A 13,036-nucleotide genomic window follows, 5' to 3' on the forward strand; every position below is an offset into this window, starting at 1 on the left:
AATCTCGGACGCCTACTTTCTTGCTTATAATCTTCCTTCCTTTAATTTCCCATGCCATTCAAGCAAGCTGCTAATTGAGTTATCATCAATTGCGCCATTTTCTTTCGACACATCGATCAATGCACCGAAATCTGTTAAGCTTGCATATGTTAATTTTTCAGCTTCGAAAGCTTCATCTGCTTTCTTCAATTCATATGTAAAGATGGATACAATCCCCGTAACTTCGATTTCCTCAGAGCGAAGCGCGGCAGCTGCATTTAGGCTACTACCTCCCGTGGATATCAAATCTTCGACAATGACGGCTTTATCCCCGCGATTGATTTTCCCTTCAATTTGACGACTTCTTCCGTGTCCTTTTGCTGATGACCGAACGTAAACCATTGGCAGACCAAGAATATCCGCTACCCAAGCTGCATGCGGTATTCCGGCTGTTGCGGTACCGGCAATCATTGTCGTTTCGGGATAATTCGTACGGATCAAATCAGCTAATCCTCCAGCAATTTTCTTGCGTCCTACCGGGTCTGACATCGTTAGACGGTTATCGCAATAAATCGGGGATTCAATACCAGATGCCCAGGTAAATGGTTCGTTAGGATTGAGTTCAACAGCGCCGACATTCAATAGAATTTCTGCAATTTCTTTTTTGACCATTTAATTCAGTCCTTCCCATTGTGAAGTTATCAATTCGTATGCCTCATATGGATTTTTTGCAGCTGTAATCGATCTACCAACCACGATATGCGTAGAGCCTGCGCGTCGTGCTTCTTCAGGTGTCGCAATTCGGATTTGGTCATTTTTTGCATCATCTGCGAGTCGGATGCCGGGTGTCACTTTGAAAAATTCTTGCCCGCATGCTTGTGTAATCGCGGATGCTTCAAGCACTGAACAAACAACCCCGTCAAGTCCTGCGTCTTGTGTCAATTTCGCATAATGCAGAGCGGATTCAGCTAATGAAACACCTATTAATTGCTCTTCCCGAACTTGACGATCATCCGTAGAAGTCAATTGAGTTACCCCAATGATTGAAGGACGACGAAGTCCTGCGCCAGTTCCTTTATCCAGCCCTTCCAAGGCCGCTTCCATCATCGTTTTTCCGCCAGTTGCATGAACGTTAACTAGGTCAACCCCAAATCCTGCAAGAACTTCCATCGCTGATTTTACCGTATTCGGGATGTCATGAAGTTTTAAATCTAGAAAAACACCGTAGCCTTTTTCTTTTAATTTCGCGATGATGGCAGGCCCTTCTTTATAATAAAGTTGCATACCTACTTTCACGTTAGCGCTCTGTTCGAAAGGTTTTAAAAATGTAAATGCCGCTTCTGCAGAATGAAAATCGAGCGCAATTATTGGTGATTTATTCAATATCGGTGGCTCCTTCCTACTAATTCAGAAATGTGATTGATCCCTAGTACGTCTAATTTTGTCGACAATTCTTCAATAATTGTCGGACAAATAAAAGGATTTACGAAGTTCGCGGTACCGACAGCAACCGCACTTGCGCCTGCCGAAAGAAAGTCGATGACATCCTGGGTATTCGTGACTCCCCCCATACCGATTACGGGTATGTTGACGACTTGGCTAACTTCATGCACCATTTTTATCGCGACTGGCTTAATGGCTGGGCCGGATAATCCGCCGGTTTTGTTCGCAATAATTGGTTTCCCCGTTTTTTCATCAAGGCGCATGCCAAGAAGTGTGTTAATCATCGTAATTCCATCCGCACCGCCTTCTTCAACTGCTATTGCAATTTCTTTTATGTCGGTCACGTTTGGTGATAATTTTACATAAACGGGGACCTTGGAAACCGCTTTTACCGCAGCCGTTAATTCTTTCGCGATTTGTGGATCCGTTCCGAATGTTATGCCGCCTTCTTTGACGTTCGGACAAGAAATATTTAGTTCAAGCGCATGAACATTTGGCGCGGTGGAAATCACCTTAGCAACTTCAACGTAATCCGCGGTTTCGGTTCCCGCGACGTTCGCGATAATCGGAACATCGAACTGCTCCAACCAGGGGAGTTCCTCTTCCATTACACCTTGAAGTCCTGGATTTTGAAGACCAATCGCATTAAGCATACCGGAAGATGTTTCAGCAACCCGCGGCGTTGGATTTCCGAGCCTCGTTTCGAGCGTAGTCGCTTTAATCATGATGGCACCTAACATCGATAAGTCATAAAGCTTACCGTATTCTTTCCCGAATCCAAAACAACCAGATGCTGGCATAATCGGATTTTTCAATTGCAAACCTGGTAGTTCTACTGAAAGTCTATTCATATTGCCACCACCCCTGCTGGAAATACCGGACCGTCGGAACAAACTTTAATATAGGATTTCTCCGAACCTTCCGTAGTTTCACAAACACATGCAAAGCAAGCCCCGACTCCGCAACCCATTCGCTGTTCGAATGAAAGGAATCCTTTTTTGCCCTCGTACATTTTTTCAACTGCGTTTAGCATCTGCATTGGCCCACAACTGTAATAAGTCGAAAAGTCAGTGCCCAGCTTCTCCATCACATTTGTTACAAACCCTTGAGTTCCTGCTGTACCGTCAACCGTTACTATATGCGTTTCACCAAGTGCGTTAAACGCTTCCTTGTAAAAGACAACATCTCCCGATTGAAAACCGAGGACGTGAACACAAGTGACACCTTTTGCAGTTAATTGTTTCGATAGTTCATAAAGGGGAGGCACGCCGATTCCGCCGCCAATGAGGAAGGCTGTTTCACCAACCTTCGTTTCCTCGACCGGAAAACCATTTCCCAATGGACCTAAAACATCGACAATATCGCCTTCCCGCTTTGTTGATAGGGTTTTTGTTCCTTGTCCCTCTGCACGGTATATGATTGTAATTTCATTCGCGTTTTCATTTATGGCTGCAATTGAAATCGGTCTGCGTAGCAACATCTCATAGGAATCACTCACACGAATATGGACGAATTGACCCGGAGATGTAATCTCATCGACAAGCTTCCCTGAGAGTGTCATCTCAAATATTTGATGCGCAATTTCTTTTTGAGATTTCACAATCATTTTGTCTTGGATTATCATACGCGCACCTCTTGTTTGATCATTTCTTCGGTTTGGAATGTCATGGATTCAATGACACGAAGCATTGCAATCGCAGTGTCTAGTGATGTGAAACAAGGAATCCCGTTCTCCACTGTTTGACGGCGAATTCGGAATCCATCACGCTCAGGTTGTTTACCTTTTGTCAGTGTGTTAATAACAAGTTGAGCTTCGCCTTTTTGGATGACATCGAGAAGCGTCGGACCTTCTGAACCGATTTTATCAACCATTTCAACGCGTATCCCCGCATCTTTTATCACTTTTGCCGTTCCTGCTGTTGCTAGAATTCGATACCCGATATTCGTAAAGCGTTTTGCGATCCCAACAATTTCTTCTTTATCTTTATCGGATACTGTCATTAATATCGATCCGTATTCTTTTATTTCCATTCCTGCCGCAACCAGCCCTTTATATAGTGCTTTTTCAATCGTTACATCTTTCCCCATGACCTCTCCAGTCGATTTCATTTCAGGGCCTAGCGTGATATCCACCCGCCCGAGTTTTTCAAATGAAAACACAGGAACTTTTACATAGACACCTTCTGGAGCTACCGCAAGTCCAGATGGATAACCTTGTGCAATAATGGATTGTCCTAGGATTGCTTTCGTTGCAATATTCGCCATCGGGATATTCGTAATTTTACTTAAGAATGGTACCGTACGACTTGATCGCGGATTCACTTCAATCACATATACTTCATCTTTAGAAATGACGTATTGGATATTAAGAAGTCCGATGATATTCAAGCCTTGTGCAAGCCTTGTCGTATAATCCGTAATTACTTCCATATGTTTCGCAGATAAATTTTGCGGCGGGAATACGGCGATTGAGTCTCCGGAGTGAACGCCGGCTCTTTCGATATGTTCCATGATTCCTGGGATAAGAACATTTTCTCCATCACTAATCGCGTCCACTTCAATTTCAGTTCCCGTTAAATACCTATCAATCAAAACAGGCTTTTCTGGACTCGCTTCAACAGCATGTTCCATATAATAGATTAGTTCTTTTTCCGCATAAACAATTTCCATCGCACGGCCGCCTAGTACATAAGAAGGTCTGACTAACACAGGATATCCGATTTCTTCGGCGATCGTAATCGCCTCTGGTACGGAAACTGCAGTTTTTCCAAGCGGTTGTGGAATATTAATCTCGTGAAGTGCTGCTTCGAACTTATTTCGATTTTCTGCACGGTCCGTATCTTCGAGCGAAGTGCCCAAAATTTTCACACCGCGTGCTTCAAGGCCATCTGCGAGATTGATAGCTGTTTGTCCCCCGAATTGCACGATGACGCCTTCTGGTTGTTCTAGGTCAATGATATTCATAACGTCTTCCAACGTTAGCGGTTCAAAATATAGTTTGTCAGATATGGAAAAATCCGTCGAAACAGTTTCTGGATTATTATTTATAATAATCGCTTCATAGCCCGATTCTTGAATGGCCCAAACAGAGTGGACCGTCGCATAATCGAATTCGACCCCTTGACCGATTCTTATCGGGCCAGAACCTAATACGATAACGCTTTTTTTATCAGTTTGAAGTGATTCATTCTCTTCTTCATAGGTTCCATAAAAATATGGCGTGTCGGATTCGTATTCTCCGGCACATGTATCGACCTTTTTATAGACTGGGACAATGTCGAGTTCTTTACGTAAATTGTAAATTTCGATTTCTCTTGTATGCCAAAGCTTCGCAATCGCAACATCCGAAAAACCCATGCGTTTCGCTTCGTATAACGTTTCTTGATCGAATGGATTTTCACTAACAACATCTTCATGATTAATAATATTTTCGAATTTTCGAAGGAAGAATTTATCAATCATACTCCACTCATGAAGTGTCTCGACTGTAACCCCTCTGCGCAAAGCTTCACCGATAAAAAATAGTCGCTCGTCGCCCGCACGGCGGATTCTTTTTTCAATCCATTCATCTGTCATTTCAGCGCCATCTTTTAACACTAAGTCAAATTGACCAATTTCAAGGGAACGAACAGCTTTCAAAATCGACTCTTCAAACGTACGGCCAATGGCCATAACTTCCCCTGTAGCCTTCATTTGAGTGCCAAGATTTCGTTTGGCTGACTCAAATTTATCAAATGGCCAACGCGGAATTTTAGTCACGACATAATCAAGTGTTGGTTCAAAACAAGCATAAGTTGTACCAGTCACCGGGTTCATCATTTCATCTAGCGTCAAACCGACTGCAATTTTCGCTGCCAATTTTGCGATTGGGTATCCAGTCGCTTTTGAAGCCAATGCTGAAGAACGACTGACACGTGGATTGACTTCGATAATATAGTAGTCGAAACTATGCGGATCGAGTGCAAGTTGAACGTTACAGCCGCCCTCAATTCCTAGTTCACGGATGATTTTTAATGAAACATTTCGCAGCATTTGATTTTCGCGATCTGTGAGCGTTTGACATGGCGCTGTAACGATTGAGTCGCCAGTATGAATCCCAACAGCATCGATGTTTTCCATATTACAAACGACAATTGCATTGTCAGCGGAGTCGCGCATGACCTCATATTCAATTTCTTTAAAACCGGCGATGGATTTTTCAAGAAGACATTGTGTCACCGGGCTCGCCTTTAGACCATTTGCAACAATTTCTCTTAACTCTTCATCGTTCTCACAAATTCCGCCGCCTGTTCCACCAAGTGTGAAAGCAGGTCGAACAATGACCGGATAACCAATTCTATTTACGAACGTAAATGCTTCTTCTAAATTGTGGATAATGTCGCTTTCAGGTACAGGCTCCCCAAGTTCATTCATCAGCGTTCGGAATAAATCACGATCCTCCGCTTGGTGAATGGCATCTAATTTTGTTCCTAGTATTTCAATATTCAATTCATCTAATATGCCTGAATCATGGAGCTCAATTGCCATATTTAATCCAGTTTGACCACCTAATGTGGCAAGTAATGCATCCGGACGTTCTTTCCGAATGATTCGACTGACGAATTCAAGTGTGATTGGCTCAATATAAACTTTGTCGGCAATTTCTGTGTCTGTCATAATTGTCGCAGGATTCGAGTTGATCAAAATAACTCGGTAACCTTCTTCTTTTAAAGATAGGCAAGCTTGTGTACCTGCATAATCAAATTCAGCCGCCTGACCAATTACAATTGGTCCAGAACCTATTACTAAAATCGTTTCGATATCATTTCGTTTAGGCATTGTATTGCTCCTTTCGGTTGTTCGTTGTCATTATTCCGGTAAAACGCTCAAATACGTGATTGGCATCTTCAGGTCCCGGTGATGCCTCGGGATAAAATTGAACTGAAAATGCTTTATAATTGGTACTCTCCAAACCTTCAATGGAATCATCATTTAGCGCTTTATGCGTTATACGAAGGCCTGTTCCTTCTAACGTCGCCTCGTCAACTGCATAACCATGGCCCTGCGCTGTAAGTTCTGTTCGTCCCGTTTGTAAATCTTTTACCGGGTAATTTCCACCTCTATGACCATTTTTCAATTTAACAACTCGAGCACCGCATGCGAGCGCAAGTAATTGGTGGCCTAGTCCAATGCCGAAGATTGGTGCTTTACCGAGTAAATCCTTGATTGTATCTACCGCACCCCCTACGTCTTCCGGGTTTCCTGGTCCATTTGTTAACACGATACCATCCGGATACAATGACTGAACTTCCAAGGAAGTGGAGTTGTATGGAACAACGATGACATCACAGTCGCGATTGTTCAATTCTCTTAAAATGCCATGTTTCATGCCGTAATCGATAACCACAACACGTTTACCTCTGCCTGGACTTGGATACGGTCGTTTAGTTGAAACCTGGGATACGAGATCTGTTGGGCGTTTATATGCTTTTACGTGCTCAATTTCTTTTTCGATATCAACTTCTACACCGGCTACTGTTAAGGTCCCTTTTAACGGGCCTTTCTCACGGAGAATTCGCGTTAATTTTCGCGTATCGATGCCTTGAATTCCTGGGATACCTTTCATAGTCAGCAATTGGTCCAATGACATATCGCTTCTGAAGTTCGATGGTTCGTCAGCAAGTTCTCGGACGATTATTCCATTCATCGCAGGTTCAATCGATTCGAAATCATCGCGATTTATGCCGTAGTTCCCGATTAGCGGATATGTCATAACAATCATTTGACCGCAATTGGATGGATTGGAAATCACTTCTTGGTATCCGGTCATCCCTGTCGTGAAAACTGTTTCCCCTATTGAAGCTTCATCTGAACCAAATGCTTTTCCAATAAACGTCGTGCCGTCTTCCAAAATGAGCATTCTTTTCTTCATTATTCTCCATCCTCCCAAACGACTTTTCCTTCGAAAATTGTTTTCACAGGCCAACCAGCGCATACCCACCCGTCAAATGGTGTATTCTTTCCTTTTGAGACGAAAGTTTCTCGGTCAATCGCTTGCTCTTTATTCAAATCAATTAACACGAGGTCAGCAGTAGCCCCGACTTCAAGTGTTCCGTATGGCAAGCCAAAGATTTTAGCTGGTTTCTTCGTCATCCAGTCGACTAGTTGCTGAAGTGTCCAGGTTCCTTTTTTTACAAAATTTGTATATAACAATGGAAATGCTGTTTCCAATCCTGTAATTCCGAAGGGTGCCGTTTTGGTGCCAGCCGCTTTTTCTTCAGCTGTGTGCGGTGCATGATCCGTTGCAATAACGTCGAGCGTTCCATCAAGTAATCCTTCGCGAAGTGCTTGCAAATCATCTTCTGCGCGTAGTGGCGGGTTCATTTTCCAATCTGCGTCATCCCCCGGAATATCAATTTCTGACAAAAGAAGATGGTGAGGACTCACTTCTGCTGTTACGTGAATTCCCGCTTTTTTTGCGTCGCGAATGACTCGGACAGATTCTTTCGTGCTAACATGACAAACATGATAATGCGCGCCTGCAGCTTCTGCGAGCAGGACATCGCGTGCAATGTGAACGGATTCTGCAATAGAAGGAATTCCAGGAAGGCCAAGTTCCTTATTTCGTTTTCCTTCATGCAACGCCCCGCCGTAGATTAATGTATTATCTTCACAGTGTGCGACAATGGCCATCCCTATTTTCGCTGCGTCTTGCATCGCTTCGTACATCATGCCAGCTTGTTGAACACCTACCCCGTCATCTGTAAATGCGAATGCGCCGTGTTCTTTTAATTCCGACAGATTTGTTCGTTCTTTTCCTGCCTCACGAATCGTGATGGATGCATATGGGAGTACTCGAATGCAGGCATTTTCTTCTATTAGGTTATTTACATGTGTCAGGTTTTCGATTGTATCAGGTACTGGTCTTGTATTCGGCATTGGACAAATCGTTGTATAACCGCCCTTTGCTGCCGCTAGCGTTCCACTTTTAATCGTTTCTTTATGTTCACCGCCCGGTTCGCGTAAATGGACATGAACGTCTACAAATCCTGGTGAAAGAAACAAGCCCTTTCCGTCGATGACTTTCGAACTCCCGACTTCTAGTTGCTCACCGATTTCCGATACTTTGTCACCCGTGATTCTGACATCTCTCGTGATTAAACCCCCGTCGCCATTTAGTAATTGTATTTCCTGAATTAGTGTCCCCATGTTAATTCCTCCCATTTAGAATTAATTCTAGTACTGCCATTCGAATATACACACCGTTTTCCATTTGCTTGAAAATCCTTGATTTTGGACATTCAATTAATTTTTCATCTATTTCTACACCACGATTGAATGGAGCGGGATGCATGATGATTGCATTTTCTTTCATTCTACTTGCCCGTTCTAGCGTGAGGCCATACTGACTATGATAGCTTTCTTTTGTAAATATCGATTTTTCATTATGTCTTTCATGTTGGACGCGGAGTAGCATAACGACATCAGAGTTTAATAGATTATCGTTCCACTCATGAACTGCGTCGAATTCACCGCACCATTCGGCTGGGCATAGGAAAGTGACATGAGCACCTAATCTGGTTAAGGCATCAGCATTCGATCTTGCCACACGACTATGGGCAATATCCCCTGCGATGAGAATATTCAGGCCTTCGAATGATCCGAACTCTTCACGGATTGTATATAAATCGAGTAGCGACTGCGTAGGATGTTGACCCGACCCGTCCCCTCCGTTAATGATGGAGATATTTGTTTTGCCTATTAGTGAATCGTAATACCCGACGTCAGGATGTCGTATGACGAGTGCATCAAGTCCAATCGACTCTAGGGTTTTGACGGTGTCATAGAGAGTCTCGCCTTTTATCGTGCTGGAAAGCCCTGTTTCGAACGGGACTACGTCTAAACCAAGCTTTCGTTCCGCAACTTCGAAACTCGTTTTGGTTCTTGTACTCGGTTCGAAAAATAAATTTGAAACTGTATATTTTTTTGGTAGCTCACGTGCGCCGTATTCTTCAAAGTTTTGAGCGCGGTCCAGAAGTGCGATTATTTCAGTTTCATTTAATTGTTGCATAGATACTAAATCATTCATCCGAATCATCCCCCTTAGACCGTTTTAAGCTGTTTCGTCTGTTAACTTTTCCTCGGCTTTTCCCGGTAATAGTAGGTTTAACAATACCCCCACGATGGCTGCTAACGCCATTCCCTCAATTTCGAATGTTTCACTGAATTTAATTGTTGCGCCTCCTATTCCAATCACCAGAATGACAGATGAGATTACTAGATTCCGTTGATTCCCAAAGTCGACGTTATGATCTACGAGCATTCTGAGACCCGATGAAGCGATAATTCCGAATAACAGGATGGAAATTCCCCCAAGAACTGCTGTTGGGATTGTGGCAATTAACGCCATCACTTTTCCTAAAAACGAGAACAGGATAGCGAAAACTGCTGCACCTATGATGACGTAAATGCTGTATACGCGCGTTATTGCAAGGACGCCAATGTTTTCACCGTATGTTGTCTTCGGTGGCCCCCCGATTAATCCACTGATTAATGTACCAAGACCGTCACCGAGTAATGAGCGATTTAATCCTGGGTTTTCTATGTAATTCCGGTCAACGATGCGACCTAAAACAAGTTGATGTCCGATATGTTCGGATATCGTAACGATGGCAATGGGCACCATGATAAAAAGAAGCGTTGGTGTTACGACGAATGAATAATCAATACCTGGGATGAGCATTTCAGGAAACTCGAACCATTTTGCTTTTAAAACTTTTGAAAAATCCAAGATTCCGATGATTGCTGAGTATAGATAGCCGACTACGATACCGATTAAAATTGGCATCAGGCTGATTACCCCTTTAAAAAACATGATGCAGATGATGGCTGCAGCCAGTGTAACGAGTGCTGCAGAAAAGTGGAGCAAATTGTAAACTGGTTCCCCTTCCACTTGGACTGTACTCGCCATTCCCACTGCTGTTGGAGCTAATGCGAGTCCGATAACCATGATCACAGGACCTACAACAATCGGCGGAAGCAATTTCATAATCCATTTGTAACCTGTTTTCCAAATCAGGAGCGAGACAATCGCATAGACTAGCGCGACAAACATGCTTCCGATCATTGCACTTCCGATTCCGCCACTCGCTGTAGCTACTTGAATCGGGATGATAAAGGCAAATGAAGAGCCTAGATAGGCAGGAACTTGAAAACGTGTGACTAAGATGAATATTATCGTCGCGATTCCACTCGTTAATAGTGCAATTGCCGGGCTTAATCCAACAAGTTGCGGGACAAGAATTGTCGCCCCGAACATTGCGAACATATGCTGCAAGCTAAGTGTTAACCATTTACCTGGCGTCGGTTTTTCATGTACATCTAAAACCTTGTCGCTCATTCATAATTCCCCCATATCGTTTCTTTATTTTTTCGAATGAATTGTGACGCTATCTTCATCATCGGCTTCTTGCAAATTCACAACGACTCGTTCGAGATTCGATGTCGGTATATTCTTCCCGACAAAATCTGGTCGAATCGGCAGTTCACGATGTCCCCGGTCGACAAGCACGGCAAGTTGTATTTGCGACGGTCGTCCTAGATCCATCACTGCATCCATAGCGGCGCGAACTGTTCGTCCGGTATAGAGTACATCGTCGACAAGGATAACTTTTCGATCATTGACATCATGCGAGATATCAACTTGATGTACGCGGGGTTCATTATCATCATGTTTTGTTTGCAAGTCATCACGGTAAAGTGTGATGTCAAGTTCACCTGAACGTATCGCCTTTCCTTCTATTTGCTCGATTTTTTTTGAAAGCCGGTCCGCAAGATATACCCCTCTCGTTTTGATACCGACAAGGATGCAATCGTCAATTCCTTTATTTCTTTCTATAATTTCATATGCAATTCTCGTCAATGCACGTCCGATTGCTTGTTCATCGAGAATATTTGCTTTTTCAGTCATTTGGTTTCCTCCTGTTATATAAGTTCAAACAAAAAACCTCCCTGCCAATTAAGGCGGGAGGGTATACTTGCAGAAAATTTGTACAGCAAAATAGGCGTAGCTATGCCACTGTACTTTCCGTGCAACCTTCCCAGCCTCTCTGGACTGATTTTAAAGGTATCGCTATTTGATTGCTTTTTAGTAGTATACTTTTACTTCTTTGGAATGTCAACGTTATTACGAATATTTTCAACCAACGCATGAAAATCCGCTGGAGGCTCTACTGTGAATTCTATAAACTCCCATGTTTCTGGATGTTTGAATCCCAGTGTTCCCGCATGAAGTACTTGACCGCCAAAATCGATTGTTTCTGCTTGACCATATTTTGGATCTCCGACTAGTGGATGGCCAATATATTTCATATGGACACGAATTTGATGCGTTCTACCTGTTTCGAGTGTACATTCGACTAGCGTGTATTCGCCGAATCGTTCAAGGACTTTAAAGTGCGTGACCGCATCTTTTCCTTTATCCGTTACCGTCATGTTCTGTCTATCGCGCGTATCACGACCGATTGGCGCGTCGATTGTTCCATTATCATGTGGGATATGCCCGTGAACAAGCGCCGTGTAGACTCTTTTCACTGATTTCTCAACGAGTTGATTGACGAGCGAAATATGTGCTTTATCATTCTTCGCCACCATTAACAGTCCTGATGTATCCTTGTCAGTACGGTGGACAATGCCTGGACGCAGTATGCCGTTTATCCCGGACAAATCCTTGCAATGATACATGAGTCCATTTACAAGCGTGCCACTCGCGTGTGACTTTGCAGGATGCACGACCATGCCACGTGGTTTATTTACAACAAGGACGTTACTATCTTCATAGACAATATCTAATTCCAGGTCTTCTGCAGTGATATCAAGTTCCTCTGGTTCAGGTTCGTCGACCGTTAGGAGATCGCCTGTTTTCACACGGTAATTAGGTTTAACTGTTTTCGTATTGACTAAAACATCACCATCTTTTATCCACTGTTGGATTTGTGTTCGTGATAAATCCGGTCGACTCGTCGATAAAACCTTATCAATACGACTACCTTCGTCTTCTTCTGTTATTTCGATTCGAATAATTTCCATTTACGACACCTTTTTCTTATTCTTTTTTTCATCCAAGATAATATGGATAATGAGGATTGCTACGCCAACTGACAGTGCGGCATCAGCGACATTAAATATCGGGAAATCGTAATTGATAACTGGAATTAACACAGAAATAAAATCAACAACTTCTCCACGTAATAAACGATCGATAAAGTTACCGATTGCACCACCGAGAAGTAACATTAAACTGATGCTAAAAAGTTTATGTCCACGTGCTTCTTTATGAAAGTAATAAATAATTCCCGCAACAACAATCACTGTAACAATGTAGAACAACCACATTTGACCTTCTAACATGCCCCATGCTGCGCCTCTATTTCGATGGGAAAGCAGTTCGAAATACGGATCGATAATTGTAATTCTTTCACCCAATTGCATATTGGTTGCAACGAGCCATTTCGTTATTTGATCGATTAAGATAACAACTATTGCCAATGCATAATAAATAAGCAAGACCGACAACTCCCGTCAACAGATTCACTATTAATATTACCACAAAAAAAGAAACAGTTGCAGCAATCGT

12 protein-coding genes are annotated in these 13,036 nt (G+C 43.0%); all 12 read right to left on the reverse strand.

Going from position 1 to position 13,036, the window contains the following annotated elements:
* Positions 1–24: 24 nt before the first annotated feature.
* The 12 genes from pyrE to lspA all read right to left on the reverse strand — a co-directional run bounded on the left by pyrE (position 25) and on the right by lspA (position 12,966).
* The gene (gene pyrE, locus J4G36_RS07765) at positions 25–651 is read right to left on the reverse strand and encodes an orotate phosphoribosyltransferase (protein WP_210469455.1); all 627 of its coding nucleotides are present in this window, start codon (positions 649–651) and stop codon (positions 25–27) included.
* Positions 652–1,362: an orotidine-5'-phosphate decarboxylase gene (gene pyrF / locus J4G36_RS07770; RefSeq protein WP_210469456.1), complete on the reverse strand. Its 711-nt coding sequence runs from the start codon at positions 1,360–1,362 to the stop codon at positions 652–654.
* Positions 1,359–2,273, reverse strand: coding sequence for a dihydroorotate dehydrogenase (locus J4G36_RS07775; protein WP_210469457.1), 915 nt, complete (start codon positions 2,271–2,273; stop codon positions 1,359–1,361). Before J4G36_RS07775 ends, pyrF begins: the two co-directional genes overlap by 4 nt.
* Positions 2,270–3,046 (reverse strand): dihydroorotate dehydrogenase electron transfer subunit, encoded by a 777-nt coding sequence (locus J4G36_RS07780; RefSeq protein WP_210469458.1) that lies wholly within the window; start codon positions 3,044–3,046, stop codon positions 2,270–2,272. The genes J4G36_RS07775 and J4G36_RS07780 overlap by 4 nt, the downstream gene beginning before the upstream one ends.
* On the reverse strand, positions 3,043–6,240 hold the full coding sequence (carB, locus tag J4G36_RS07785) for a carbamoyl-phosphate synthase large subunit (protein WP_210469459.1): 3,198 nt from the start codon (positions 6,238–6,240) through the stop codon (positions 3,043–3,045). Before carB ends, J4G36_RS07780 begins: the two co-directional genes overlap by 4 nt.
* Complete coding sequence (locus tag J4G36_RS07790; RefSeq protein WP_210469460.1) at positions 6,233–7,333, reverse strand: carbamoyl phosphate synthase small subunit; 1,101 nt, start codon at positions 7,331–7,333, stop codon at positions 6,233–6,235. Before J4G36_RS07790 ends, carB begins: the two co-directional genes overlap by 8 nt.
* Positions 7,333–8,610, reverse strand: coding sequence for a dihydroorotase (locus tag J4G36_RS07795; RefSeq protein WP_210469461.1), 1,278 nt, complete (start codon positions 8,608–8,610; stop codon positions 7,333–7,335). Before J4G36_RS07795 ends, J4G36_RS07790 begins: the two co-directional genes overlap by 1 nt.
* Position 8,611: 1 nt before the next feature.
* Positions 8,612–9,490, reverse strand: coding sequence for an aspartate carbamoyltransferase catalytic subunit (locus J4G36_RS07800; RefSeq protein ID WP_210469462.1), 879 nt, complete (start codon positions 9,488–9,490; stop codon positions 8,612–8,614).
* Between the two features lie 24 nt (positions 9,491–9,514).
* On the reverse strand, positions 9,515–10,801 hold the full coding sequence (locus J4G36_RS07805; RefSeq protein WP_210469463.1) for a uracil-xanthine permease family protein: 1,287 nt from the start codon (positions 10,799–10,801) through the stop codon (positions 9,515–9,517).
* 24 nt (positions 10,802–10,825) lie between these two features.
* Positions 10,826–11,371: a bifunctional pyr operon transcriptional regulator/uracil phosphoribosyltransferase PyrR gene (gene pyrR / locus J4G36_RS07810; protein WP_210469464.1), complete on the reverse strand. Its 546-nt coding sequence runs from the start codon at positions 11,369–11,371 to the stop codon at positions 10,826–10,828.
* A 191-nt stretch (positions 11,372–11,562) separates the two neighbouring features.
* Positions 11,563–12,489 (reverse strand): RluA family pseudouridine synthase, encoded by a 927-nt coding sequence (locus J4G36_RS07815; protein ID WP_210469465.1) that lies wholly within the window; start codon positions 12,487–12,489, stop codon positions 11,563–11,565.
* Positions 12,490–12,966, reverse strand: a complete 477-nt coding sequence (gene lspA / locus J4G36_RS07820) for a signal peptidase II (RefSeq protein WP_210469466.1) — start codon at positions 12,964–12,966, stop codon at positions 12,490–12,492.
* Positions 12,967–13,036: the final 70 nt, after the last annotated feature.

This window comes from Sporosarcina sp. 6E9, from assembly GCF_017921835.1.
Lineage (GTDB): Bacteria > Bacillota > Bacilli > Bacillales_A > Planococcaceae > Sporosarcina.

Coding starts and splice junctions, on each gene's coding strand:
- J4G36_RS07775 (WP_210469457.1), bottom strand. CDS start 2,273: ATGAATAGACTTTCAGTAGAACTACCAGGTTTGCAATTGAAAAATCCG.
- J4G36_RS07780 (WP_210469458.1), bottom strand. CDS start 3,046: ATGATAATCCAAGACAAAATGATTGTGAAATCTCAAAAAGAAATTGCG.
- carB (WP_210469459.1), bottom strand. CDS start 6,240: ATGCCTAAACGAAATGATATCGAAACGATTTTAGTAATAGGTTCTGGA.
- pyrR (WP_210469464.1), bottom strand. CDS start 11,371: ATGACTGAAAAAGCAAATATTCTCGATGAACAAGCAATCGGACGTGCA.
- J4G36_RS07815 (WP_210469465.1), bottom strand. CDS start 12,489: ATGGAAATTATTCGAATCGAAATAACAGAAGAAGACGAAGGTAGTCGT.
- pyrE (WP_210469455.1), bottom strand. CDS start 651: ATGGTCAAAAAAGAAATTGCAGAAATTCTATTGAATGTCGGCGCTGTT.
- J4G36_RS07805 (WP_210469463.1), bottom strand. CDS start 10,801: ATGAGCGACAAGGTTTTAGATGTACATGAAAAACCGACGCCAGGTAAA.
- J4G36_RS07795 (WP_210469461.1), bottom strand. CDS start 8,610: ATGGGGACACTAATTCAGGAAATACAATTACTAAATGGCGACGGGGGT.
- J4G36_RS07800 (WP_210469462.1), bottom strand. CDS start 9,490: ATGAATGATTTAGTATCTATGCAACAATTAAATGAAACTGAAATAATC.
- J4G36_RS07790 (WP_210469460.1), bottom strand. CDS start 7,333: ATGAAGAAAAGAATGCTCATTTTGGAAGACGGCACGACGTTTATTGGA.